Source organism: Collinsella sp. HCP28S3_B9 (genome assembly GCF_052066095.1).
GTDB lineage: Bacteria > Actinomycetota > Coriobacteriia > Coriobacteriales > Coriobacteriaceae > Collinsella.
This window is the reverse complement of the sequence record NZ_JBQHST010000006.1, coordinates 1-22,765: the sequence shown is the minus strand read 5'-3', so window position 1 is coordinate 22,765 and position 22,765 is coordinate 1. Positions and strand designations below refer to the sequence as shown.

Sequence of the window (22,765 nt, the reverse complement as noted above, 5' to 3'; positions counted from 1 at the left end):
GCTCAGCAGGCAGCATTTGACGATTTTTGCGCCCAAGCCGAGGAGCCCGAGCAGATGCAACTGGGCGCCGTGGTGCGCTTAGATCGCGGGTTTCCGCTGGTGGCGACGGCCGACGATACCTTTCGTGCCGAGCATGCCGTGGGGTTTGCCAAGTCGCGCGGCGAGGACGAGGTACTGCTGCCGGCTGTGGGCGACCGTGTGGCGGTGCGTCGTGCACCCGGGCACGACATGGGCGTAATCGAATGCGTCCTGCCGCGACGCACGAGTTTTGAGCGTTGGCGTGGCCGCGCCCGCGGCGAGCGTCAGGTGCTTTGTTCCAACGTGGATAGCGTGCTGATCGTGCAGGCACTTGGCGCCGGCGAGGTGCTGCTCGACCGCGTGGCGCGCTCGCTGGTTTTGGCGCTCGACTGCGATGCCGAGCCGGTGGTGGTGCTTACCAAGGCCGACCGCTGCGGGGGCGCGGAACTCGAGCGCGATCTGGATCGCGTGCGCCGTCTGGTGGGCCCGGACGTGCGCGTGATCGTGACGTCCTCTGCCGAAGGCCGTGGTTTGGATGAGGTGCGCGCCTGTGTTCCGGCGGGAACGTGCGCCATGATCCTGGGTGAGTCGGGGGCCGGAAAGTCGACGCTGCTCAATGCGCTGCTGGGCCACGATGCGCTGGCTACCGGTGGTGTGCGCGAGCGCGACGACCAAGGCCGCCATACCACGGTCGCGCGCGTGATGGTGGCGCTGCCGGGCGACGCCGGCGTCATTGCCGACGCTCCGGGCCTGCGCAGTTTGCCACTCGTTGGTCACGAGCGGGGCCTGGCGCGTGCCTTCCCCGAGATCGTCGAGGCGTCGCGTGCGTGTCGGTTTGGCGACTGCACGCATACCCACGAACCGGGCTGCGCCGTTCGCGAGGCCGCCGATGCCGGGCAGATCGATGGCCTGCGCCTGGAAACGTTCCAAAACTTGGCGTCATCCATGCGCGTGAGTGCCCAAATGCTCGATCCCGATGTCCATCTGTAATTGAATTTATCTATGACAGCCGTCTTCCAACTGTGCGGGAGGCGGCTTTTTTACTGGCGATGCGCCCTTAAATGAGCGTTTTGCCGACGCGCTGACCAAAACCTTGCCGCGGGCTTGACGGGTTGGTCAGCTCTTGGCTGGTAATTGGTTTGACACTTAAAACCAAGATGGTGATCGCGCTGTTTTGTTGCTTGGCCGCTCGGACAATAGTGGTACGGGCATCCCATCCGCCCAGTGCTGTCTTGAGAGGAGCTGCCGTGAACAAGAGCAAGCGCATCGCCATCAGTCTGGCAGCGGGCGTGCTCGCCGCGGCACTCTGCATGGTTTACGGGTCATCGGTTCGTTCGCGGGCTGAGCAGGACCAGGCCGAAACCTTGGCCAAATACGGCGGCGATCGCGTCGAAGTTTGCGTTGCCGCACGTGATATCGATGTGGGTGAGACCCTCGACGAGACCAATGTCGTAACCCAAGAGTGGCTCGCGAGCCTGCTGCCGCGCGATGCGGCGACCGAGCTGCGCCAGGTGCGTGGCGACGTGACGACCTCGCGTATTCCCAAAAATGCCGTGGTCTGCGATGTCTACACCAAAGCCGAGAGCCATACGCTCGAGGTGCCCAAGGGCAAGGTTGCCGTTTCGGTGGCGGTCGATGCCGAGCATTCGGTGGGAGGAGCCGCAGGCGTGGGCAGCTACGTGGATGTGTACGTGCAAAAAGACGGCGTGACCGACCGGCTGTGCGGCGCGTATGTGATCGATACCAGCGACGAGGCCGGTGCCACGCGCGAAGGCAAGGTCGAGTGGGTGACGCTGGCGGCCGACCCCAAAGACGTCAAGGAATTGCTGGGAGCCTCGGGCAAGGGAACGGTCAGCTTGACGATTCCCGCCACGGCACGCGGCAAAAAGAGCGGAGGCGACGAGTGATGAAGGCGATCTGGCTTGCGTGCTGCGCGTGTGGCGATTACGGACTGCTGCAGCAGGAAGTCGAGGGCCGCGATGCGGGCGCGCAGGTGCTTCGCGTGGGCGACCTAGACGGATTGGTGTCTATGGCTCGGGCGTTTCCTTCGCGCCGTGGCGCTGCCATTATCGCGGCATCCCTGTTTGATACTAAAGATGTGCGAGAGACCGTCGCGCGCCTGACTGCCGAAGGACGCGTGAGCCGCGTCGTCGTGTTGATAGAGGAGCTCGATCCGTCGGATATCGAGGGACTGTTTCGCGCGGGGGCGACCGAGGTCATCGCTGCGCACAGCATATGCGGCAGCGGACATGTGGGCGAGGGAGCGGTTGATTCCGATTGGGGCGTGTCGCCTGAGCCCGATGTTTTTGTTGATAGGGAACCCGGGGCGCCTCGCGCTACAAGAGGCCCGCGTGTTGATGACTATGGGAAAGCGGAAGCCGAGCATGTTCGGCGCCCCCCGGGCCCCCTTGCATGTGGTGACGTCGGAGCGTCGGTGCCGTATGGCGAAGACCTCCTGGCCGTAGATATGGGATACGTGCACGGCGTGAGCCTGGCCGATGGACTCGATGAGGTCGAGGGCCTTGTCGCGGGTGATGGCCCGCACGTCGACGTGACAGCGGAATCCCCAGTTCCGCCCCTACCGTTTGAGCAGCCTGCCGTGCCGGCGTGGACGCAGCACTTGGGTGCGGCTGGCGAGACGGGGACGTTGCCGCCCACGTCGTCAGCCCCTGCACCGCTGGCAGACACTGCGTCGACGTCGCATCGAGCTCCGGTCATCTGCGCCGTCTCGGGATCGGGCGGCTGTGGCAAATCGACGATTGTCGCCACGATGGCGCATGCCGCTTCGTTGCTGGGTCTGCGAGCTGCCGTACTCGATTTGGACCTAATGTTTGGAAATCTCTACGACTTGCTGGGCGCCGATGCCCCGCATGACATGGCGACACTTATCGAGCCGTCGGTCACGGGCGCACTTGCGGAGCCAGACGTGGTCGCTGCATCGATGCGCGTTGCCCCAGGCGTTACGCTTTGGGGGCCTGTCGCAGCGCCCGAGCGCGCCGAGCTCATGGCGCGTCCGGTAGAGCTGCTGCTCGACATCTTGCGTCGTGAGTCCGACGTGGTCCTTATCGATACCTCGGTCTTTTGGGGCGATGCCGTGGCGGCTGCGGTGGCGGCGTGCGACCGTTGCCTTGTCGTGGGTGATGCGGCAGTTTCTTCTGCGACGTCTGCAGCGCGCGTCATTGAGCTGGCGAGCCGTGTGGGCGTGCCGCGCACGCGCATGAGCGCCGTATTCAACCGATTTGGCGCGCGTGGGGCGGACGAGGATGTCGCCATGCGCTTTGAGATTGCCTGTGCGTTGAGCTCCAAGATTCGTATCGCCGATGGCGGGCAGGATCTCGCCGCGCTCATGGCGTTTGGGCGCGCTGACGAGGCAGTGGGGCAGACCAGCGCTTTTGCGACCAGCGTGCGCGAGGCCACGCGTGAGATGCTCGTGGAACTGGGGTGCGCCGTAGGGCCTTGGAGCGATATGGTCGCCGACCGTGCAACGCGCACCGAACGCCCGCGCATCCGCCTTCCCTGGTCGCGTGAGGGTGATTGCCGATGAGCCTGCAAACGAGAATCAAAGCAGCCGGTGCGGCAGCGGCGACGGCACCTGTCGATGTGGGATGGCGCCGTGCGGTCAAGCGCCGCACCAAGCGGGCCGTGATGGACCGCGTGGGCTACGACGAGGTGGCACGCATCAGTGCCTACATCGATCCGGTTCTTGCCCGCTCGGAATTGCGTCCTGCGGTGGAGGCGGCACTCAACGTGGAAGAACCGACCGACCTGGCGACGCCCGAGCGTGAGACCATCATCAACGAGATCTTGGATGACGTGGTGGGCTTGGGCCCGCTGCAGCCGCTCATTGAGGACGACACCGTCACCGAGATTATGGTCAACGGTTGCCGCTCGGCTTTCTTTGAGCGCGGCGGGGTCTTATACCCCATCGAGCATGCGTTTGAGGATGACGAGCAGATTCGCGTGCTCATCGACCGCATCATCTCGCCGCTGGGCAGGCGTATCGACGAGCGCAGTCCCATCGTCAACGCCCGCCTCAAGACAGGTTATCGCGTCAACGCGGTGATTCCGCCCGTGGCGATCGATGGGCCGATCCTCACTATCCGCAAGTTCTCGGATCGCATCTGTTCGTTGGACGAGCTTGTGGGCCTGGGGTCGCTGCCGCTTTGGTATGCGCAACTGCTTTCGTGTGCGGTGTCGCTGCGCCAAGATTTGGCGGTTGCGGGCGGTACGGGGTCGGGCAAGACTACGCTGCTCAACGCGCTATCGTGCGAGATATCTACCGGCGAGCGCATCGTGACGATCGAGGATTCCGCCGAGCTCAAGTTCGCGCATCACCCGCATGTGGTTCGCCTGGAGGCGCGCGAGGCTTCAATTGAGGGTGAGGGTGCGGTGACAATCCGCGACCTGGTGACCAACGCCCTGCGTATGCGTCCCGACCGTATTGTGGTGGGTGAGGTACGCGGTGCGGAATGTTGCGACATGCTGCAGGCCATGAACACGGGCCACGATGGGTCGCTCACCACGCTTCATGCGGGCACCGAGCAAGAGACCGTGGTGCGTTTGACGCTGCTTGCGCGCTATGGCATCGATCTGCCGAGCGAGCTTATCGAGGAACAAATCGCTATGGCGCTTGACGGCATCGTGATGTCCGAGCGCCATGCGGACGGCCGGCGTTTTGTGTCCTCCTATTCGGGGGTGCGACGCGGCGCGTCGGGTGGCGTGGAACTCGAGCGCTACGTGACCTTCGATGCCGCCGAGCGCACCTGGACCCTCAACCGCGAGCCGCCGTTTATCGCAGAGGGCTTGCGCTCGGGAACGCTTACGCAGGAGGAGGTGGACGAATGGAGGTCGTTGTGCCCCTCGTCGTAGGGGGCCTTGCCGGGTTTTCGGTCGCGACGGTATGCGGAGTGGAGCCTCATGTGCCGAGGGTGCCGCCGGCGGAGCTGGTGCGCCATATGTTTGAATCGGTGGCCGAGAAGCTGCCGCGTGAGCTGGTGGAAAACGATCTGCTGAAAAAGATCGCCCGCTCCTGGGCATCGTTGGCTCCCGTGCGCCGCATCGGTCTTGTCGTTGAGGATGATGCTTCACGCTTAGCGTTCCTGTTGCTATCGAGTGGCGTCTGCTGCCTTGTGCTTGCCGTGGTGTCGCTATCGCCCATCGGCTTTGTTTTGGGGGCGGTTGCGCCCTTTGCCGCCGGCGCCGCATGCGACGTCTTTGACCACCGACGCGAGCAGCGCGATGTGGAGGAAGCCATGCCCGAGGCCTTTACGGCACTTTCCATGTCGCTTGCCTCGGGACATTCGCTGGCCCAGGGCATGCGGTTTGTGGGCGCTCACGCGCAAGAGCCGGTGCATACCGAGTTTCTGCGGGTGGCGGCGGCGATCGACTGCGGCATTTCGGCTGCCGATGCGCTCGACGACCTGCTTGTCCGCATCGACGCCCCCGGGCTTTCGCTTGTCACGTTGGCGCTCAAGGTGTCGCAGCGGACCGGTGCCCCGCTTGCCGATCTGCTGTCCGAGGCGTCGAGCATGGTGGGGGAGCGTATCGAGCTCAAGCGCCGCCTGGATGTCAAAACGTCGCAGGCGCGCATGTCGGCGCATATGGTCGCGGCGATGCCGGCGGGTATGTGCGCGGTGCTGGCCCTGCTTTCGGCAGATTTTCGTCGCGGTCTTGTGACGCCTGCCGGTGCGGGCGCTGTGGTGTTGGGTCTTGCTCTCAACGCCGTTGCCCTGGTGGTTATCCGGCGCATTATGCGGGTGGAGCTATGAGCGCCCCGGTTGCAGTTGCGGGTTGCCTGTGCGCCCTGAGTGTATTTATCGCGACGGGTTTGGATCGGGCGGATGCACGCAAGATCGCAGGGGCCTGCAAGCGCGAGGCGGTGCTAGTCGTTGCTGCGGCCCATTCGGTGATCGATGCCGCTATTGCGTGGGTGAGGGGCGCACTTGGCGTGGACAACTCAGCGCAGGTTTCGCTCGGTGAGGTGTCCGAGATGATTGATGTGGTGCGCCTGGGGCTTTCCGCCGGCCTTTCGTTCGATGCGGCGCTCGAGATCTTTTGCGCCAATCGTCGATCGGCGCTGACTGTTCGGCTTGAACGGGCATGCATGGCGTGGCAGGTGGGCGTGGGAGCGCGCGAGGACGAGTTGTTGGCGGCCGCGCAGGACCTGGACGTGCGGGCGCTCGAGACCTTTGCCATTACGGTGGGTCAAGCGCTCGCCCTGGGTGCCCCGCTTGCCGAGACCCTTGCTGCCCAAAGTCGCGAGATCCGCGCCGCCCATCGTGCCGCGGTTGAGCGCGAGATTGAACGAGCGCCCGTCAAGCTGCTGATTCCCACCGGCACGCTCATCTTGCCGGCACTGCTGTTATCCATATTGGGCCCGCTGCTGGGAGCAGGCGGGATGATGTAGGGAGGAATACATGAACAAAATGGCTGACGTTATGGGTAGGGTTTGGAGTCGGACGCTTTACCGTGCAATGCGTTCCTGTCAACGTGCCAAGGCGCTGGTGCAGGAGGAAAGCGCGCAGGGTACCACCGAGTACGCCATCTTGGTCGGCGTGCTCGTGGTAATCGCGATCATTGCCATCGTTGCATTTAAGGGCAACGTCGAAAAGCTATGGAACGCGATCAAAGACGGCATCAACAGCCTGTAGAAGGCGGGCATTCTGTTGGCGTGCTGCTGGTGCTCGCTTGCCTGATTGTGGCGATAGCGGCGACGCTCTGGGGGCTGAATGCCGTGCGACAGCAGCGTTCTGGGGCCTTCGCGGATGGGAGCTCGGGCGCGGCGGCGCCTCCCGATGACAAAGCGCGGGACACGGCCGACAGGGATGCCGCCGTCACGGCACAAACTTTTCTGCGCGCCCTCGACGAACGGGCGGATGCTGCGGCGGGTCCATCTGCGGACAACGCAGTCGCAGCCCGGCTGACATGGGCCGAGGAGCGACCGATGACCGAGGCTGCCGCGGACCTGTTGCGTGTCTATCGCGAGGTGCCCACAGCCCAGCTCGCTCTAAGCGGCTACCTCGACATCAAGGGCAACGTATGGGGCGCCATCGTGCGCGATGGGCGCGGCTGGGTCGACATGGTGACGGTTGCCGCGGATGCCGGCGACGCCTCGTGCCGCTTACGCGCGGTGCGCTTGGTTCCGCAAGCATCGGGGTCAAAGGAGGGATTGTGAAATGCTTGACGTTTTGCGCGAGGAGTCTGCCCAATCGACCGTTGAGTACGCCATCGTCACCATGGCGCTGCTTTCCATCGTGCTGGCGATTGCGGGGCTTTGGCGCGCCGGCACCGACGGACGCTTGGCGGCGTTGGCTGCACGGGCGGCGTCCCATGGCGTCGCCTCGACATCGGTTATCGACGCCGCCGCAGGCGCCAAAGACATCGCGCTCTATTGATATCGCGCGCGAGGATTGGGCGCAGTCCACGGTCGAGGCCGCTTTTTTGCTGCCGACGTTTTTGACGCTCATCCTGCTTGCGCTGCAGCCGGTGTGCCTGCTCTATACGCGTGCGGTCATGGAGTCTGCCGCCGCCGAGACGGCGCGGCTCATGACCACGACGACGGCGGAGGACGACGACCTCAAGGAGTTTGCCCGCCGCCGTCTCGCCGCGGTGCCCGATGTCTCGATCTTTCACGCCGGCGGACCGCTGTCGTGGGATATCGAGCTTGGCCGGGCGGGCGCAGGGGGCGTTTCGTCTGTATCTATCGCGGGTGATGTAAAGCCGCTACCCGTGATCGGCGCGTTCGCGCAGGCCATGGGCAATGTGGGGGGAGGAGGGAATGTCGAGTTGAAAGTCGACGTTTCGTACCGATCGCGTCCCGGATGGCTGGAGGGAGACTATGATTCGTGGATTGCCGCGTGGGATTAGGCGTCGCCTGCTGCGAATGATGCGAGGGCTCGTGTGCCGTTGCCGGTCGAATGCCCGCCGCAAGCGGGGCGGCTTCATGGGCCGCTCCGGTATCGACTTGTTTATCGAGGACGGTGCCTACACTACGCTTTCTTCGGCGGTCGTCATACTTGTGGTGCTTACGCTACTGTTTTCGTCGACGGCGGCGATATGGAGTATGTCGCGTGCCGGGGATACCCAGGTGGCGGCCGATAGCGGTGCTCTGGCGGGTGCCAACGTGATATCGTCCTACCATACAGCGGCCACGGTGGTGGATGCGAGCATTTTGAGCTTGGGCCTGGCGGGGTTTGCCACAATCGGCACCGGCTTGGTTGCCATGCTGGTGCCGGGTGGGAAAATAGCCGCAAGCGATATGGTCGATACCGGGATTGAGATTATTAAAACGCGCAATAGGTTTGCCAAAAGTGCGTCGGAGGGTTTGCAAAAAGTCGAAACGGCTCTGCCGTATCTGGTTGCCGCGCGAGCTACGCAGGCTGTTTCGGCGCAGGATACCGATAACGTGACCTATACCGGCACAGCGCTCGCCGTGCCCAGGACATCGGAGTCGGACTTTGTTGCGCTCGAGGGGTCAGAAATCTCGACCGATGCCATCGAGAGCACCTCAAAAGACCTTGACTATGCTGCCAAGGAACTGAAGAAAGCGTCCGAGAAAACGTCAAAGGCCAAGGAACGCGCCTGGCTTGCCGACTGCGGCGGATCGGACAGAGGCGCAGTCGGAAGCTGTTCGTGCATGTGGGAACGCGCGAGGAGCTTGGCAAAGCTATCGGGTGAACAAAACCGCCACTATACTTCGAGTATCGATTGGGAGCCGCAGATCGCCCTAAATCGTGCGAAGACCTATTACCGCCGGCGCCTGGCAAATGAAAGGCCGCTTGGTGGGGGTGTAGAGATGGAAGCGGAGTCTGTCGCGCGCAAAGCGTTTTACGCTTATGCAATCGAAGAACTCGATCACTCGTATATTAAAGATGATGGTGAAAAAATCTTATCCCAGATTCCATTCCTGCCACGCACTCCAGATGAGGTGAAGGGAACCCAGCTCTACACCGATGCCATGTGGCCTACGAGTGATATTGGCGGCAAGACATACCTGCACTATGGGACCGGATGCCCCAACTATAAGAATGGGTCGCCGGGCGGGTTGGCATCCGTCGTCGATTACGATGGCCACGATGTGTGCGAGGAGTGCCAATTTGACGTCGTTGACCTGGGTCGCGCCCTCATGCCTCCATCATTTATCGAAAACGGCTTCGAATACCACTTTGACAAGTTCAAAGACGCCCTGGAAGACTACGTCGAATGTCGCAACAAAGAGCTCGAGCTTATGCGTCAGACCGAGGACGAAGCCGATCGCGCGGGTAATGCGTTTGACCAGGCCATCAAGGCGCTTTCGGGCGAGCGGCCGCGTATCGCCCCGCCCGGCCGAAACGGCGTGGTCGCCTTTGCGGTCTCGGGCGATATGACCAGTCCCGGTAAGCTCAACTCTTCATTCAATAAGCCGGTTACGCTCGGCAGTCGCGGTGCAATCTCTGCCGCGGTCTTGGCTCCCGACAACGCGACGGCGCAAAACAACGTGCTCTCGCGGTTTTTCTCGACACTGGAAGAGCGCTCGGGCGGCGTTGCCGGCGTACTCGATGGCGTCATGGATGTTTGGGGACGCCTGCTTGTGGGATGCGGAGACATCCAAGGTTCGGCCGACGAACTTATGGACGAGATGATTAAAGACCTAGGAGGGGGCAGCGGCGCGTTGGGCTCCATTGCATCGTGGCTCGGCGATACCGTTTCGGCGTCCGTGGCGGCGCTGGGTTTGGAACCGTGCGACTTGCGCCTGCGAAAGCCGGTGCTGACCGATTCCGCTAACGTCATTAAGAGTCCGGGGTCTGACATTGCCGGTCTCTCTCAAGCGCAAGACAAACTGCGAAGTATTCCGTTGGGCGTGACCGATCCCAAGGCGCTTTGCGAGGCGTTGGAATATCAAGTCGAACGCACCATTAGCGGTACAGTGTTCACACTTGCGGAGATTCCGTTGCCCGGCGGTGGTTCCATCCCGCTTACCGTCGATGTCGCCACTCTGGTTGGCGCTCTGGGCGGTGGGTCGTAATGAGTATCCGCATGCGTCTGCGCGAGGAGCGCGCCCAGGCGACGGTCGAGATGGCAGTGGTCGCTCCCGTTTTGCTGGCGCTTGCGCTCATTGTGTACAACGTCATGGTCTTTGCCGGCGCCGTTGCGCGCTTCGATCGCGTGGTGCCCGATATCGTGCTGGCGCACGCTGTGGCGCCGGAAGGGGAGGGCGACAAGAGCTCTGCCGATGCCTCGGTGCGTGTCCAGTCCGAGATTCAGGCGGCTATGCAGGGCTATAATCTGCAGGTCGAGGTCTCGAGCGAGCAGAGCTCGGCGTCGTCTGACGGCGGCTTGCTCTCTCTGTCCGGGACGTTTAGGACCTATGCCTGCGTCATGTACTATGAGCCGTGGCCTAGATTGCTTAGCATTGCCGGCGTTTCTCTGGGGACGCCGGCGAAGCTGTCGCACGAGCGCGCGGTTACGGTCGATCCGTGGCGACCGGGGGTGGTCATGTGAGCGCCGTCTTGTCTTATATCGCCTACGCGCGTGCGCTCAATAGGCTCGGTTGGTCGCCGGCAGAGTTTATGGTGGCAGAATCGTTTGGCGCACGCTTGCGCGGCATGCTGGGCCGCGTGCCGATTACGGCTGACGGACTGCCGCTCGTCATGGCGTTTCCGTCCTGCTCTTCGGTCCACACCTGTTTTATGGCTTATCCCATCGACATTGCCTTTATTGATTGCAGCGGCAATATCCTTGCACGCTACGAAAATGTCCGCCCCTGGCGCATGTGCTCCTGTCCCGGTGCTTGGGCGGTGCTGGAACGCCCTTCAATCCTTGTATCGCCCGATGTCTTGCAACGAGTGCAGGCTTGAAGGCCCTGGGCGAAAAACTTCTTGCGGCCGGTTGATGTCTCTGACGTGCTGCTTTACAGAACCGAGGCGGTGTCCAAAAACTTTTTTCAAATTCTCGGTTGACCGGAGCGCGTCCTTGGTTATACTAATCAAGCCTTGAAACAAGGCACACCTCAAATGGCTGGGTAGCTCAGTTGGTAGAGCAGAGGACTGAAAATCCTCGTGTCAGGGGTTCGATTCCCTTCCCCGCCACCTTGAATTGACTAGGACCTCTGCAAAGAGGTCCTTTTCTTTTATGTAGCCCCCGCACGGAATCGAACCCCGCGAGGGCGCGGAGCTGAGGAAACGCGATAGCGTTTGCCAGCGTAGCTCGCAAGGCGCGCAAGCGCCGCAGCGGTCCGTCCGCGCAGCGCGCGGACGCGATTCCCTTCCCCGCCACCTTGAATTGACTAGGACCTCTGCAAAGAGGTCCTTTTCTTTTATGTGGACCCGCGGAAAACGCATCCCAGAATTTCAATCCTGAGCGGGATGCGCTTTCCGCTTTAGGGGCGCTTGGGAAAATGCGACCCGGAATGACGTGAAATTACGGGACATGCTTTCCGGTTGGGCCTGCTGGCGGAAAATGCATTCCATTATTGAGCAAAAAAACGGGATGCGCCTTCCGGCGCCTGCCTTCGGCGCGCGTGCGCATCTTGGCGTACCATCTCGGGTGTGCCCGCCCAGACATTACTCCTACTTTTGCGCCACTTTGCAGACCGTTCGATCGGCTGTCCGTGTGCGCGGGTATACTCAAAACGATACTTTTCCTATGCAATACGATGCGGGTTCGCCCTGCACGATTCGAAGGGGGCCGTGATGGAGAGGATACTCGGCGTTAATCTCTCTGGCTGGTTTATTCCCGAGCCTTGGGTGACCCCGTCGCTGTACGCGGCGACAGGTGCGTCCAATGCGGCGGAACTGCAAGAAGCCATGGGCACTGCTGCCTATAACGAGCGCATGCGTCGCCATTATGAGACATTCGTAAGCGAAGATGATTTTCGCCGTATGGCGCAGATTGGTCTCAATGCCGTGCGTTTGCCGGTGCCCTGGTATGCCTTTGGCTCGCAGGAGTCCGATGCGTCCTACATTTCGGTTATCGACTACATTGACCGTGCAATTGAGTGGGCTGCCAAGTACGACATTCGCGTGCTGCTCGATCTAGCGACTGTGCCCGGTGGCCAGGGCGATTCCAACGATTCGCCCACCACGCCGGAGGCTGTTGCCGAGTGGCATTCGTCCACCAACGGTCGTCACGTTGCGCTCGACGTGCTGGAGCGTTTGGCCGATCGCTACGGCGAGGCCGAGAGCCTGCTGGGCATTGAGCTGCTGGATACGCCGCAGATGAGTGTCCGCAAGAGTCTCTTTACCATGACGGATGGCATTCCGGCCCACTACCTGCGCAATTTCTATCGCGATGCTTACGAGCTCGTCCGTTCGTATATGCCCGAGGATAAGATCGTCGTCTTTTCGTCCTCAGGACATCCCGGCGAGTGGAAGCATTTTATGCGCGGCGCCAAGTACAAGAACGTCTACATGGACCTTCACCTGTACCATTACCGCGACGAGCATGCGCTCGACATCACGAGCCCCCGCGGGCTGACGACGGCGATTTCCCGCAACAAGCGCGAGCTTAAAGAAGCGATTTCGACAGGGTTCCCCGTGCTGGTGGGCGAATGGTCGGGCGCGGCGATCTTTGCCAACTCGTCGGTTACGCCCGAGGGCCGCAATGCCTACGAGCGCGTGTTTATCGCCAACCAGCTGGCTTCGTTTGCGCCGGCTGCCGGTTGGTTCTTCCAAACGTGGAAGACCGAGAAGCGCATTGCAGCATGGGACGCCCGCGCGGCGCTCGGTACGCTCGAGCGCGGCATGATTGAATAGGTTGATATGACGCAAAACAGCGCCCGTACGGGCAAACTCTATGTGGTCGGAACACCCATCGGCAACCTGGGCGACCTGTCTCCGCGCGTTGGCGAGGCGTTTGCCGCCGCCGATGCGATCTGCTGCGAGGACACGCGCGTGACCTCAAAGCTACTGATGCACCTGGGCATTTCCAAGCCGCTTGTCCGTTGTGACGAGAATGTGATCGCCAGCCGCGCCGCCGGCCTGGTTGACCGCCTGCTGGCGGGGGAGACCCTCGCTTTTGCCTCGGATGCCGGCATGCCGAGCGTGTCCGATCCCGGCCAGGCGCTGGTCGAGGCGGCGCGTGAGGCCGATGTGCCCGTCGAAGTTATTCCCGGGCCCTCTGCTTGCGTCACGGCGCTCGTTTCGTCCGGTATTCCCTGCGAGCATTTTTTCTTCGAGGGCTTTTTGGGCCGAAAGCACGGCGACCGCGTGCGCCGTTTGCAGCGCCTTGCCGTGGTGCCCGGCGCACTCATCTTCTACGAGTCTCCACATCGCATCGTGGCGACGCTCGAGGCCGTGGCAGAGGTCTTTCCCCAGCGTGAGGTTGCCGTCTGCCGCGAACTCACCAAGCTGCACGAGGAGGTCTTGCGCGGGCCCGCCGCCCAGCTTGCCGAGGGGCTGCGTGCTCGCGGCGAAGTAAAGGGCGAGATTGCGCTGGTCATCGCGCCACCGAGTGAAGACGAGGAGGCCGGCATTGTGCCGGTTGGCGCAGCAGCAGCGGATCCCGACGAGGCCCTGCGCGAGGATATCCGCGCCGCGCTCGAGGAGGGGGAGCCCGCCTCTGCGGTGGCCAAGCGTCTGTCTCAGAAGTATTCACGCCGCAAACGCGATGTCTATGCCATGGTGCTCAATATGCAATAGATGGAGGATATCCAGCCCTTGCGTTAGAATCATCCCCTGTATGCAACGTTTTTCTGGAGGACAAACCCCATGGATCAAAGCAAGCCTTCGTTCTTTATCACGACGCCCATCTACTACGTCAATGCCGATCCGCATCTGGGCACGGCTTATTCCACCATCATCGCCGACGTCCAGGCTCGCTATCGCCGCTCCGCTGGCTATAACGTCAAGTTCCTGACCGGCATGGACGAGCACGGCGAGAAGGTCGCCGAGGCCGCAGCCAAGCATGGCATGACGCCGCAGGAGTGGACCGACAGCCAGGCTCCGCACTTCAAGGAGCTTTGGAGCAAACTCGAGATCTCCAACGACGACTTCATCCGCACCACCGAGCCGCGCCAGCATCATGCGGTGCAGTATCTGTGGGAGCGCATGAAGGAGTCTGGCTACCTGTATAAGGGCAGCTACGACGGTTGGTACTGTGTGCCCGACGAGACTTACTTTACCGACACGCAGGTCCAGAAGGGTGACGAGGAATACGGCAGCGTCGGCCAGCACCTGTGCCCCGACTGTCATCGTCCGCTCGAGCGCGTGCAGGAGGAGTCCTACTTCTTCAAGCTTTCCGCTTTCCAGGACAAGCTGCTCAAGCTCTATGACGAGCATCCCGATTTCGTCGAGCCTGCATTCCGCATGAACGAGGTGCGTAGCTTTGTCGAGGGCGGTCTCAACGACCTTTCCGTGAGCCGTACGAGCTTTGACTGGGGCATCCAGGTTCCGTTCGATGAGGGCCATGTGACCTATGTGTGGTTCGACGCGCTGCTCAACTACATGACGGCTGTCGGCTACGGTGTCGATACCGATGAGGCCCGTGCCGAGCTGGCCTATCGCTGGCCTGCGCAGTTCCACATTGTGGGCAAGGACATCATTCGCTTCCACTGCGTCATTTGGCCCGCTATGCTCATGGCCATTGGCGAGGCTCTGCCCGAGCACGTCTTTGCCCACGGCTTCCTGACCGTGCGCAATGCCGAGACTGGCAAGGCCGAGAAGATGTCCAAGAGCCGTGGCAACGCCATTGCCCCGCAGGATGTTATCGACATGCTGGGCGTCGAGGGCTATCGCTACTACTTTATGACCGACGTGGTCCCCGGCACCGACGGTGCTATCAGCTTCGACCGCATGGAGCAGGTCTACAACGCCGACCTCGCTAACAGCTGGGGCAACCTCATCTCGCGTTCGCTCAACATGAGCGGCAAGTACTTTGACGGTTGCGCGCCCGCCAAGCCCGCATCGTTCGATGCGTTCGATAACCCGCTGGCAAAGATCGCCGATGGCCTGGCCGAGCGCTACATGGCCAAGATGGACGTGCTCGATTACGGTGGAGCCAAAGACGAGGTTATGGAGCTCATCCACGCCGCCAACCACTACATCGAGGACTCCGAGCCCTGGGCACTTGCCAAGGACGAGGCCAAGGCCGACGAGCTGGCGTTTGTGATCTACAACCTCCTCGAGGCCATCCGCATTGCCGCTCACCTGCTGATGCCGCTCATGCCCCAGACTTCTACCGAGGCCCTGCGCCGCCTGTCGTGCGAGGACGAGGCCGCGAGCGACGACCTCAAGGGCATTTGCGCTTGGGGTCTGCTTGCCGGTGGTCAGCCCGTCGAGAAGGGTGAGCCGCTGTTCCCGCGTCTGGGTTAAGACGCCGCGCGCCATATCGGCAATCTGCTGTTTAGGTGTAAGGGCATGGCCGCAACGGTCCATGCCCTTTTGTTTCAAGACGCCGCCACCATGTTAAGGAGGCAACTATGACAACTTCGCCTTTGGCAAACCCCACGGCAACAAGGGAGCTGCTGGAGGAGTTTGGCCTTGCGACCAAGCATCGCCTGGGCCAGAACTTCCTGATCGACAACCATGTGATCGAGCGTATTTGCGAGCTTTCCGAACTTGCGGGCGATGAGCGCGTGCTCGAGGTTGGTCCGGGCGTTGGAACGCTCACGCTTGCGCTGCTTCAGGAGGCGGCGTGCGTCACGTCGATTGAGGCCGATCCCGAGCTCGAGCCGGTGCTCGATGCCCATGCCGCCGACTATGCCAACTTCCGCTTTATCATGGGCGACGCGCTCAAGGTGTGCCCGGAGCAGATTGAGCAGGCCGCGGGCGGTGAGCCGACGGTATTTGTCGCGAACTTGCCCTATAACGTGGCAGCGACGATCATTCTGCAGTTCTTCCAGACGATGCCCGCGCTCAAGCGCGCCGTCGTCATGGTTCAAAAGGAGGTTGCCGATCGCATTGCCGCAACGCCGGGCAACAAGACCTACGGCGGCTATACGGCAAAGCTCGGCCTGTATGCGCAGGTGACGGGTCGCTTTGAGGTGCCGCCGCGCTGCTTTATGCCGGCGCCGCATGTGGATTCGGCCGTCGTGCGCATCGACCGTGTTGACGGCGTAGCGCCCGAGGGGCTTGATCGCGAGTTTGTGGCCCGCGTGATTGACGCTGCGTTTGCTCAGCGTCGCAAGACCATCCGCAATTCCATGAGCGCCAACGGCTTTGCCAAGGACGTGCTCGATGCCGCCTTTGAGGCTTGCGGCATCGCACCCACCACGCGCGCCGAGACGCTTGGCGTTGCCGATTTTGTCCGTCTGGCTCAGGAGCTAATCCATGATGCCTAATGACGAGCGCGTGACGTTTACCAAGAAAAAGAAAACGGTTGCTTGTCCCGTGCCCTTGGCGCCGCTTGCCGATACGCATGCGCACTTGCTCTCGTTTTGGGGCAAGGAAGTACCCGAGACGCTTGTGCGCGCCAAGGCTGTAGGCGTCGACCTGTTGGTGACGATCTTTGATCCCATTGCCGACAAACGCAGCGTGACGGACTATAGCGACTGGCTGGTGCGCGAGATTTTGCCGATGCGGGATATTCCGCAGATAAAGTATCTCGCCGGTGTGCACCCCTATGGTGCGCCGGACTATACCGATGACATTCATGCACAGGTCGTTGCTGCGCTTGATGATCCCTTATGCGTCGGTATCGGCGAGATCGGTCTGGACTACCACATGGATTACGACGACGACATCGCGCCGGCGCCCCACAGCGTGCAGATCGACTGTATGGCGCGCCAACTCGAGGTTGCCGTACGCCGCAATGTGCCGGTAGAGCTGCATCTGCGTCATGAGGACACGGACGAGGAGCGCTCCTCGCATGTGGATGCGTACAACGTGCTGCGCGAGGTGGGTGTGCCTCAGGCCGGTTGCGTGCTGCACTGCTTTGGCGAGGATCGCGCCACGATGGAGCGCTTTGTGGGTTTGGGCTGCTATATCGCCTATGGCGGCGCGGCCACCTTTAAGCGCAACAATGATGTGCGCGAGGCATTTGCGTCAACCCCGCTCGATCGAATTTTGTTCGAGACGGATTGCCCGTATATGGCTCCGGAGCCCATTCGCGGTCTTGAGTGCGAGCCTGCAATGATTTCCATCACGGCAAACGCGCTGGTCAACGACCGTGTCGATCGTACTGGAGAGAAAGCAGAGGCAATTGCGCAAGCTGCGTGGGACAATGCCCGCAAACTTTTTCAAAAATAGTTCTTGCGTTCACGGTGGCGCTCCGTTATTCTAATTCCTGCACGCGGGCGTGGCGGAATTGGCAGACGCGTACGGTTCAGGTCCGTATGGGGGCAACCCCATGAAGGTTCAAGTCCTTTCGCCCGCACCATTGATTGAAAGAGCTCCCAGCAATGGGAGCTTTTTTGTTATGGGCCCATCGCAGGGACTTGAACCTGCGAAGGAGCGAGCGTCAAGAAAACGCGGAGCGTTTTTAGCGAGCTGGCGAGTCCGCCGGCAGGCGGGCGAAGCCGGTGCGGATCCGCGCAGCGGATACGCGGACGTCCTTTCGCCCGCACCATTGATTGAAAGAGCTCCCAGCAATGGGAGCTTTTTTGTTATGGGCCTCCTGATGGTGTCACATGGCTGCTTTGTGCGGGTATCCTAGTGCCAACGTGTGCCCATCGGAGGAGAGACCATGCTGTTATCCGGTATTATCGCTGCCCTTACGAGCCTTCTACTTCCCATCATCATTTTGTTGCTACTGCTTCCCAACGCCTGCTATGTCGTTGAACAGCAGCATGCTGTGATCATCGAGCGCCTGGGCAAGTTTAACCGCATCGTCAACGCGGGTTTCCACATGAAGGTGCCCGTGATCGACCGCAAGGCCGCCACGGTGAGTCTGCGCACCATGAAAAATGGTTTTGGGATCGACGTTAAGACCCAGGACAACGTGACTATCGGCCTTGAGGTCTCTGCTCAGTACCACGTGAGCTATGACATGGGAGCCGGCCCGGCAGATTCGGGCATCTACAAGAGCTACTACATGCTGCAGGAGCCCGTCGACCAGATGCGCGACTTCATTACCGATGCCCTGCGCTCTTCCATCCCTGTCTATACCCTTGATGAGGTCTTTGCCAAGAAGGATGACATCGCCAAGGACGTCAACGCCACCGTATCCGAGCAGATGGCCGCCTACGGCTTTACCCTCGTGTCGACGCTCATCACCAAGATCGCGCTGCCGACCGAGGTCGAGAACTCTATGAATGACATCAACGCCGCCCAGCGTAAGCGCGCTGCTGCGCAGGAGCTCGCTGAGGCCGACCGCATCAAGCGCGTTACCGAGGCGACCGCCGAGGCCGAGGCAATGGAAAAGGCGGGCGAAGGCATCGCCAACCAGCGCAAGGCCATCGCGCTGGGTATCAAGGATTCGCTCGAGATTATCCAGGAGACGGGCGTCGGCAACGATGAGGCCAACCAGCTGTTCATGTTTACGCAATGGTCCGAGATGATGACGGAGTTCGCTCGCACGGGTAAAACATCGACGGTCGTGCTGCCGAGCGACTTTTCGCAGTCGGCCTCTATGTTCGAGCAGATGCTGACCGCCGGCAAAGTTCAAAACGATTCGAAGGAGTAGGCGCGCGTGAAGTGCACCGTTGTATGCGTCGGTAAGCTCAAAGAGCGTTTTTGGAAGGATGCCTGCGCCGAGTACACCAAGCGCCTGGGCGCCTATGCCAAGGTGGATATGCGCGAGGTGGCCGATATCGACCCGGCCAAGGCGGGCGGCGTGGATGCCGCGCGCGACAAGGAGGGAGCGGCGATTCTTGCAGCCCTGCCGCCCCGAGCGCATGTGATCCTGCTGGCCATTGAGGGCAAAGAGCGCTCGAGTGAGGAACTCTCGGCGCGGCTCGATGATCTTATGTTGCGAGGCAACAGCGACATCGCCTTTGTGATTGGCGGATCGGACGGTGTGAGCGATGATGTTCGCTCACGAGCTGACGAAATGCTCAGCTTTGGACGCATTACCTTGCCGCATAACTTGGCGCGCGTGGTGCTGCTGGAGCAGGTCTACCGCGCCTGCAAGATTAGCCGTGGCGAGCCGTATCACAAATAGGTCGGCAATACGAAACAATGCCGTGGGACAATAGCTCTCGATTTGAAGAACCTGTCTGAGAGGACTATGAGATATGAAGATTGGATTTGTCGGTTTTGGCAATATGGCGAGCGCTATGGCCGATGGCTGGATTGCCGCCGGTGTGGCTGCGAGCGACATGTGTGCCTGCGCGGGCCGCTACGATGCCCTGGTTGAGCGCTGTGAGGCGCGTGGGATGCTTGCCTGTCGTGATGCGGCGGAGGTTGTCGCTGTATCCGATATCGTGGTTGCTGCGGTCAAGCCGTACATGATCGAGAAGGTCTTCGCTCCGCTCAAGGATACTCTTGCCGATAAGGTCGTCCTTTCGGTCGCTTGGACTTGGGGCAGTGCCAAGTGGGAGCAGGTCCTGCCGGGTGTCGCGCACATCTCGACGGTCCCCAATACACCGGTTTCGGTGGGCGAGGGCGTCATCGCCTGCGAGAAGTCCTCTACGCTCAACGGCGAGCAGCGTGCCGTGGTGCTCGATCTGCTCGGAAAGCTTGGCACTGTCGTTGAGCTCGATACGAGCTTGCTGTTTGTGGGCGGTACCGTGGGCGGTTGCGCCCCGGCATTTGTTGCCATGGCGATTGAGGCCCTGGGCGACGCGGCCGTCAAGCACGGCATTCCGCGCGCCGACGCCTATCGCATTGTGAGCCAGATGGTTCTGGGTACGGCGAAACTGCAGCTTGCAACTGGGCAGCATCCTGCGGCGATGAAGGATGCCGTGTGCTCGCCCGGCGGCGCAACCATCAAGGGCGTCGTCGCGCTCGAGGACGCCGGCATGCGCAGTGCCCTGGTCAAGGCCATCGACGCCACCCTTCAGTAAACCTGCCATTTAGGGACAGGTTTATTTTGCCTGGTTTTTCCTGCGGTTTTAACTCTATAGCGAAAAGCGCCCCGCAACCGGGTAGAAACCGTTTGCGGGGCGCTTGCGTTTGCCCAGATAAAACCGACCAAAATAAACCTGTCCCTAAATGGCAGGTTAGTCCCAGAAGCTGTCTTGATCTTCTTCGGATTTGGGCCCGCGGTCGACGTAGAGCTTATGGGTGCGCTTCTCCATTACAAAGGCAAGAATCGCAAACAGCAGGATGCCGCCGGCGAAAAGGATGGCAAAACCGGTGCGGGTGCCAAACAAAAAGGAAAAAACTGCGTCCATTGGGTGCCTTCTTGCGTAGTTGAGTTGGGTCGTAAACGCTCATAAGTATATACTTGCCCATACATGTACAAGGTTGCAACCTAAATGGAATGTATATCACCGGAGGATCTAATGCTTGATATCAAGTTTGTTCGCGAGAACCCCGATGCCATCGATACCGCCATGGCTAACCGCCAGACGTCTTGGGATCGCGAGAAGTTCTTTGAGCTCGACGATGAGCGTCGTGCCGTCATCACCGAGGTCGAGGAGCTCCAGGCCACGCGTAATGCCGAGTCAAAGAAGATCGGCGCCCTGATGAAGGAGGGCAAGAAGGACGAGGCCGAGGCCGCCAAGGAGGCCGTGCGCGCCGTCAACGAGAAGATCGACGGTCTGGCCGAGCGCCGCACCGCTCTCGAGCAGGAGCAGTACGACTTTATGGCTCACCTGCCCAACATTCCCTGCGAGGCCACCCCGTACGGCAAGGACGAGGACGAGAACATCGAGCGCCGTCGTTGGGGCACCCCACGCGTGTTCGACTTCGACTTTAAACCGCACTGGGATCTGGGCACCGACCTCGACATCCTCGACTTCGAGCGCGGCAACAAGCTCTCCGGTAGCCGCTTCACCGTTCTCGGTGGCGCCGGCGCCCGTCTGGAGCGCGCCCTCATCAACTTCTTTCTCGATACGCACACCAGCCGTGGTTTTAAGGAGTGGTGGCCGCCCATCGTCGTCAAGCGTCAGACCATGTTTGGCACGGGCCAGCTGCCCAAGTTCGAGGACGACGCCTATCATGTCTCGGGCGATAACTTCCTGATCCCTACCGCCGAGGTCGTGCTTACCAACCTGCACGCCGGCGAGGTTCTCGATGCCGACACCCTGCCGCGCCGCTACACCGCCTTCACCCCCTGCTTCCGCGAGGAGGCCGGCTCTGCTGGTCGCGACACCCGCGGCATCATCCGCCAGCACGAGTTCGACAAGGTCGAGATGGTCAAGTTTGCCAAGCCGGAGGAGTCCGACGAGGAGCTCGAGAGCATGACCGCCGAGGCCGAGTTCCTGCTTCAGCAGCTGGGTCTTCCGTATCGCGTGATTAGCCTGTGCACCGGCGACCTGGGCTTCTCTGCCCGTCAGACCTACGACATCGAGGTCTGGCTGCCGAGCTACAACGCCTACAAGGAGATTAGCTCCTGCTCCAACTGCGGCGACTTCCAGGCTCGCCGCGCCAACATCAAGTATCGCGATCCCGAGAACTTCAAGGGCTCGCGCTACCTGCACACCCTTAACGGTTCCGGTCTGCCGGCTGGCCGCACTATGGCCGCCATTCTGGAGAACTACCAGAACGCCGACGGTACCATTACGATCCCCGAGGTTCTGCGTCCTTACATGGGCGGCCTCGAGAAGATCGAGCCGGTCGCGTAGGTTTGCTGCATAAGCGATTTGCGGGGGCGCCCCTATCCGGGGCGCCTTTTTTGTGCGCGGAGCCTTACCATGTCGCGCGGACAGCTCAATACAAAATACACGAACAAACGTTCTGTATACGCTCGTCTACCTGCTATGCTTTTACTAGATACGAGCAAGAGAAGGGGGATGTGATGGACCTGTTTGATGAGCGGGTAGTTTTGTTTGAGAGCGATGAAGGTGGGGAGCACCTGCTAGTTACGTGTGAGCCATCGGGTATGGGTGGCTTGGTGGTGAGGCAAACGAGCGAGGGTCCGTTGACCCAATGGTGCTTTGAGGAGTCGCCACATGTAGTTGAGACCTTTGTGACGCACGAAGGGCTTGCAACACTCGAACGGTTCTATGGAGTCGGGACTTCTAACCAGGTGGCACGCATGCTGAGTATCTCGTTTGCCGAGTATGATTGCGCCCAGCGGGTGCGCTCGCTATTGAGGGATCTCGGTGTTGGGTTCGATGTGGTTGAAAAGCCGATCGATCGTATGGGAAACGGTGATACATGCGGAGCTGCATGAGGAAAATGGTCTAGAAAAAATCAAGATTGTGCTTGACTCCAATTAACTAAAATGGTTTCATATGTCTTGCGCTGCGGCGTTACCTCAGCTGGATAGAGGGTCTGACTACGAATCAGAACGTCATAGGTTCGAATCCTATACGCCGCACCAATCGAACTTGAAGCCTCCGGCAACGGGGGCTTTTCTTTTTTGGAAGCCATGCATGGATTCGAACCTCGGTCGAGGCGCGAGCGTAAAGAAAACGCGAAGCGTTTTTAGCGAGCGGGCGAGCGCGCCGGCAGGCGGGCGAAGCCGGTGCGGATCCGCGAAGCGGATGCGCGGAATCCTATACGCCGCACCAATCGAACTTGAAGCCTCCGGCAACGGGGGCTTTTCTTTTTTGGAAGCCATGCATGGATTCGAACCTCGGTCGAGGCGCGAGCAGCATAATCGCCACATCATAAAATTTTTTCAAATTGTCGCTTGACCCGTCGGGGCCTCGCGTGCATAATAGTCCGTGCGTTGCGGCGTTACCTCAGCTGGATAGAGGGTCTGACTACGAATCAGAACGTCATAGGTTCGAATCCTATACGCCGCACCAATCGAACTTGAAGCCTCCGGCAACGGGGGCTTT

General features: G+C 61.0%; 25 protein-coding genes and 4 tRNA genes. 27 read left to right on the top strand and 2 right to left on the bottom strand.

Features of this window, described 5'->3' with window-relative positions:
- Window positions 1-54: 54 nt before the first annotated feature.
- Window positions 55-1,008: a ribosome small subunit-dependent GTPase A gene (gene rsgA / locus ACTNBB_RS02580; RefSeq protein ID WP_441056607.1), complete on the top strand. Its 954-nt coding sequence runs from the start codon at window positions 55-57 to the stop codon at window positions 1,006-1,008.
- A 67-nt stretch (window positions 1,009-1,075) separates the two neighbouring features.
- On the opposite strand, the gene ACTNBB_RS02575 is transcribed toward rsgA, so the two are convergent.
- Window positions 1,076-1,279 carry a hypothetical protein gene (locus tag ACTNBB_RS02575; RefSeq protein WP_195838599.1) on the bottom strand — a complete coding sequence of 68 codons (204 nt, stop codon included), beginning with the start codon at window positions 1,277-1,279 and terminating at the stop codon, window positions 1,076-1,078.
- Here ACTNBB_RS02575 and cpaB point away from each other — a divergent pair.
- The 22 genes from cpaB to proC all read left to right on the top strand — a co-directional run bounded on the left by cpaB (window position 1,266) and on the right by proC (window position 19,876).
- The gene (gene cpaB / locus ACTNBB_RS02570; protein WP_441056588.1) at window positions 1,266-1,925 is read left to right on the top strand and encodes a Flp pilus assembly protein CpaB; all 660 of its coding nucleotides are present in this window, start codon (window positions 1,266-1,268) and stop codon (window positions 1,923-1,925) included. The two genes, ACTNBB_RS02575 and cpaB, sit on opposite strands and share 14 nt — an antisense overlap.
- A complete protein-coding gene (locus tag ACTNBB_RS02565) occupies window positions 1,925-3,562 on the top strand; it encodes an AAA family ATPase (RefSeq protein ID WP_441056590.1) in 1,638 nt (545 codons plus the stop codon). The genes cpaB and ACTNBB_RS02565 overlap by 1 nt, the downstream gene beginning before the upstream one ends.
- Complete coding sequence (locus ACTNBB_RS02560; RefSeq protein WP_427795920.1) at window positions 3,559-4,887, top strand: CpaF family protein; 1,329 nt, start codon at window positions 3,559-3,561, stop codon at window positions 4,885-4,887. The genes ACTNBB_RS02565 and ACTNBB_RS02560 overlap by 4 nt, the downstream gene beginning before the upstream one ends.
- A complete protein-coding gene (locus ACTNBB_RS02555) occupies window positions 4,860-5,786 on the top strand; it encodes a type II secretion system F family protein (RefSeq protein WP_441056592.1) in 927 nt (308 codons plus the stop codon). Before ACTNBB_RS02560 ends, ACTNBB_RS02555 begins: the two co-directional genes overlap by 28 nt.
- The gene (locus ACTNBB_RS02550) at window positions 5,783-6,424 is read left to right on the top strand and encodes a type II secretion system F family protein (RefSeq protein ID WP_441056594.1); all 642 of its coding nucleotides are present in this window, start codon (window positions 5,783-5,785) and stop codon (window positions 6,422-6,424) included. Before ACTNBB_RS02555 ends, ACTNBB_RS02550 begins: the two co-directional genes overlap by 4 nt.
- Before the next feature lie 10 nt (window positions 6,425-6,434).
- Entirely contained in the window at window positions 6,435-6,668 is a 234-nt protein-coding gene (locus ACTNBB_RS02545) for a hypothetical protein (RefSeq protein ID WP_427719148.1), read from the top strand.
- Window positions 6,669-6,961: 293 nt separating this feature from the next.
- Complete coding sequence (locus ACTNBB_RS02540; protein ID WP_441056596.1) at window positions 6,962-7,192, top strand: hypothetical protein; 231 nt, start codon at window positions 6,962-6,964, stop codon at window positions 7,190-7,192.
- Between the two features lies 1 nt (window position 7,193).
- Window positions 7,194-7,412 carry a hypothetical protein gene (locus tag ACTNBB_RS02535; RefSeq protein WP_154517649.1) on the top strand — a complete coding sequence of 73 codons (219 nt, stop codon included), beginning with the start codon at window positions 7,194-7,196 and terminating at the stop codon, window positions 7,410-7,412.
- Window positions 7,348-7,884, top strand: coding sequence for a TadE/TadG family type IV pilus assembly protein (locus tag ACTNBB_RS02530; RefSeq protein WP_441015643.1), 537 nt, complete (start codon window positions 7,348-7,350; stop codon window positions 7,882-7,884). The genes ACTNBB_RS02535 and ACTNBB_RS02530 overlap by 65 nt, the downstream gene beginning before the upstream one ends.
- Before the next feature lie 76 nt (window positions 7,885-7,960).
- Window positions 7,961-10,021 carry a hypothetical protein gene (locus ACTNBB_RS02525; RefSeq protein WP_441071015.1) on the top strand — a complete coding sequence of 687 codons (2,061 nt, stop codon included), beginning with the start codon at window positions 7,961-7,963 and terminating at the stop codon, window positions 10,019-10,021.
- The gene (locus ACTNBB_RS02520) at window positions 10,021-10,497 is read left to right on the top strand and encodes a hypothetical protein (protein WP_427795228.1); all 477 of its coding nucleotides are present in this window, start codon (window positions 10,021-10,023) and stop codon (window positions 10,495-10,497) included. Before ACTNBB_RS02525 ends, ACTNBB_RS02520 begins: the two co-directional genes overlap by 1 nt.
- The gene (locus tag ACTNBB_RS02515; RefSeq protein WP_427748305.1) at window positions 10,494-10,853 is read left to right on the top strand and encodes a DUF192 domain-containing protein; all 360 of its coding nucleotides are present in this window, start codon (window positions 10,494-10,496) and stop codon (window positions 10,851-10,853) included. The genes ACTNBB_RS02520 and ACTNBB_RS02515 overlap by 4 nt, the downstream gene beginning before the upstream one ends.
- A 158-nt stretch (window positions 10,854-11,011) precedes the next feature.
- A tRNA-Phe gene (locus ACTNBB_RS02510) sits at window positions 11,012-11,084 on the top strand.
- 603 nt (window positions 11,085-11,687) lie between these two features.
- Window positions 11,688-12,749 (top strand): glycoside hydrolase family 5 protein, encoded by a 1,062-nt coding sequence (locus ACTNBB_RS02505; RefSeq protein ID WP_427728410.1) that lies wholly within the window; start codon window positions 11,688-11,690, stop codon window positions 12,747-12,749.
- Between the two features lie 6 nt (window positions 12,750-12,755).
- Window positions 12,756-13,634, top strand: a complete 879-nt coding sequence (rsmI, locus tag ACTNBB_RS02500; protein WP_441056601.1) for a 16S rRNA (cytidine(1402)-2'-O)-methyltransferase — start codon at window positions 12,756-12,758, stop codon at window positions 13,632-13,634.
- 69 nt (window positions 13,635-13,703) lie between these two features.
- Window positions 13,704-15,305: a methionine--tRNA ligase gene (metG, locus tag ACTNBB_RS02495; protein ID WP_154517665.1), complete on the top strand. Its 1,602-nt coding sequence runs from the start codon at window positions 13,704-13,706 to the stop codon at window positions 15,303-15,305.
- Between the two features lie 107 nt (window positions 15,306-15,412).
- Window positions 15,413-16,273, top strand: a complete 861-nt coding sequence (gene rsmA / locus ACTNBB_RS02490; protein ID WP_441031685.1) for a 16S rRNA (adenine(1518)-N(6)/adenine(1519)-N(6))-dimethyltransferase RsmA — start codon at window positions 15,413-15,415, stop codon at window positions 16,271-16,273.
- On the top strand, window positions 16,263-17,180 hold the full coding sequence (locus tag ACTNBB_RS02485) for a TatD family hydrolase (RefSeq protein ID WP_441056603.1): 918 nt from the start codon (window positions 16,263-16,265) through the stop codon (window positions 17,178-17,180). Before rsmA ends, ACTNBB_RS02485 begins: the two co-directional genes overlap by 11 nt.
- 43 nt (window positions 17,181-17,223) lie before the next feature.
- Window positions 17,224-17,310: transfer RNA gene (locus ACTNBB_RS02480), tRNA-Leu, on the top strand.
- 306 nt (window positions 17,311-17,616) lie between these two features.
- On the top strand, window positions 17,617-18,555 hold the full coding sequence (locus tag ACTNBB_RS02475; protein WP_117848150.1) for an SPFH domain-containing protein: 939 nt from the start codon (window positions 17,617-17,619) through the stop codon (window positions 18,553-18,555).
- Between the two features lie 6 nt (window positions 18,556-18,561).
- On the top strand, window positions 18,562-19,032 hold the full coding sequence (gene rlmH, locus ACTNBB_RS02470) for a 23S rRNA (pseudouridine(1915)-N(3))-methyltransferase RlmH (RefSeq protein WP_370450649.1): 471 nt from the start codon (window positions 18,562-18,564) through the stop codon (window positions 19,030-19,032).
- A gap of 73 nt (window positions 19,033-19,105) precedes the next feature.
- A complete protein-coding gene (gene proC, locus ACTNBB_RS02465) occupies window positions 19,106-19,876 on the top strand; it encodes a pyrroline-5-carboxylate reductase (protein WP_441056605.1) in 771 nt (256 codons plus the stop codon).
- Window positions 19,877-20,032: 156 nt separating this feature from the next.
- Here proC and ACTNBB_RS02460 read toward each other — a convergent pair whose 3' ends face one another.
- Window positions 20,033-20,206 carry a DUF6724 family protein gene (locus ACTNBB_RS02460; protein WP_195838594.1) on the bottom strand — a complete coding sequence of 58 codons (174 nt, stop codon included), beginning with the start codon at window positions 20,204-20,206 and terminating at the stop codon, window positions 20,033-20,035.
- Window positions 20,207-20,317: 111 nt separating this feature from the next.
- On the opposite strand from ACTNBB_RS02460, the gene serS reads away from it, so the two are divergent.
- The 4 genes from serS (at window position 20,318) to ACTNBB_RS02440 (ending at window position 22,732) form a co-directional block, all read left to right on the top strand.
- Window positions 20,318-21,601, top strand: coding sequence for a serine--tRNA ligase (serS, locus tag ACTNBB_RS02455; protein WP_427729163.1), 1,284 nt, complete (start codon window positions 20,318-20,320; stop codon window positions 21,599-21,601).
- Between the two features lie 173 nt (window positions 21,602-21,774).
- Entirely contained in the window at window positions 21,775-22,152 is a 378-nt protein-coding gene (locus ACTNBB_RS02450) for a hypothetical protein (RefSeq protein ID WP_154517675.1), read from the top strand.
- Between the two features lie 73 nt (window positions 22,153-22,225).
- Window positions 22,226-22,302, top strand: a tRNA-Arg gene (locus tag ACTNBB_RS02445).
- A 353-nt stretch (window positions 22,303-22,655) separates the two neighbouring features.
- Window positions 22,656-22,732 (top strand) — tRNA-Arg (locus ACTNBB_RS02440).
- The last annotated feature ends 33 nt before the right edge of the window (window positions 22,733-22,765 follow it).

Excerpts from the sequence above, each read along its gene's own strand:
- ACTNBB_RS02540 (WP_441056596.1), top strand. The coding sequence starts at position 6,962 with ATGACCGAGGCTGCCGCGGACCTGTTGCGTGTCTATCGCGAGGTGCCC.
- serS (WP_427729163.1), top strand. The coding sequence starts at position 20,318 with ATGCTTGATATCAAGTTTGTTCGCGAGAACCCCGATGCCATCGATACC.
- rsgA (WP_441056607.1), top strand. The coding sequence starts at position 55 with ATGCAACTGGGCGCCGTGGTGCGCTTAGATCGCGGGTTTCCGCTGGTG.
- ACTNBB_RS02475 (WP_117848150.1), top strand. The coding sequence starts at position 17,617 with ATGCTGTTATCCGGTATTATCGCTGCCCTTACGAGCCTTCTACTTCCC.
- ACTNBB_RS02565 (WP_441056590.1), top strand. The coding sequence starts at position 1,925 with ATGAAGGCGATCTGGCTTGCGTGCTGCGCGTGTGGCGATTACGGACTG.
- ACTNBB_RS02530 (WP_441015643.1), top strand. The coding sequence starts at position 7,348 with ATGGCGTCGCCTCGACATCGGTTATCGACGCCGCCGCAGGCGCCAAAG.
- ACTNBB_RS02535 (WP_154517649.1), top strand. The coding sequence starts at position 7,194 with ATGCTTGACGTTTTGCGCGAGGAGTCTGCCCAATCGACCGTTGAGTAC.
- metG (WP_154517665.1), top strand. The coding sequence starts at position 13,704 with ATGGATCAAAGCAAGCCTTCGTTCTTTATCACGACGCCCATCTACTAC.
- ACTNBB_RS02450 (WP_154517675.1), top strand. The coding sequence starts at position 21,775 with ATGGACCTGTTTGATGAGCGGGTAGTTTTGTTTGAGAGCGATGAAGGT.
- rsmA (WP_441031685.1), top strand. The coding sequence starts at position 15,413 with ATGACAACTTCGCCTTTGGCAAACCCCACGGCAACAAGGGAGCTGCTG.
- ACTNBB_RS02505 (WP_427728410.1), top strand. The coding sequence starts at position 11,688 with ATGGAGAGGATACTCGGCGTTAATCTCTCTGGCTGGTTTATTCCCGAG.
- rsmI (WP_441056601.1), top strand. The coding sequence starts at position 12,756 with ATGACGCAAAACAGCGCCCGTACGGGCAAACTCTATGTGGTCGGAACA.
- ACTNBB_RS02460 (WP_195838594.1), bottom strand. The coding sequence starts at position 20,206 with ATGGACGCAGTTTTTTCCTTTTTGTTTGGCACCCGCACCGGTTTTGCC.
- ACTNBB_RS02525 (WP_441071015.1), top strand. The coding sequence starts at position 7,961 with ATGGGCCGCTCCGGTATCGACTTGTTTATCGAGGACGGTGCCTACACT.
- ACTNBB_RS02560 (WP_427795920.1), top strand. The coding sequence starts at position 3,559 with ATGAGCCTGCAAACGAGAATCAAAGCAGCCGGTGCGGCAGCGGCGACG.
- ACTNBB_RS02520 (WP_427795228.1), top strand. The coding sequence starts at position 10,021 with ATGAGTATCCGCATGCGTCTGCGCGAGGAGCGCGCCCAGGCGACGGTC.
- ACTNBB_RS02545 (WP_427719148.1), top strand. The coding sequence starts at position 6,435 with ATGAACAAAATGGCTGACGTTATGGGTAGGGTTTGGAGTCGGACGCTT.
- ACTNBB_RS02555 (WP_441056592.1), top strand. The coding sequence starts at position 4,860 with ATGGAGGTCGTTGTGCCCCTCGTCGTAGGGGGCCTTGCCGGGTTTTCG.
- proC (WP_441056605.1), top strand. The coding sequence starts at position 19,106 with ATGAAGATTGGATTTGTCGGTTTTGGCAATATGGCGAGCGCTATGGCC.
- ACTNBB_RS02485 (WP_441056603.1), top strand. The coding sequence starts at position 16,263 with ATGATGCCTAATGACGAGCGCGTGACGTTTACCAAGAAAAAGAAAACG.
- ACTNBB_RS02550 (WP_441056594.1), top strand. The coding sequence starts at position 5,783 with ATGAGCGCCCCGGTTGCAGTTGCGGGTTGCCTGTGCGCCCTGAGTGTA.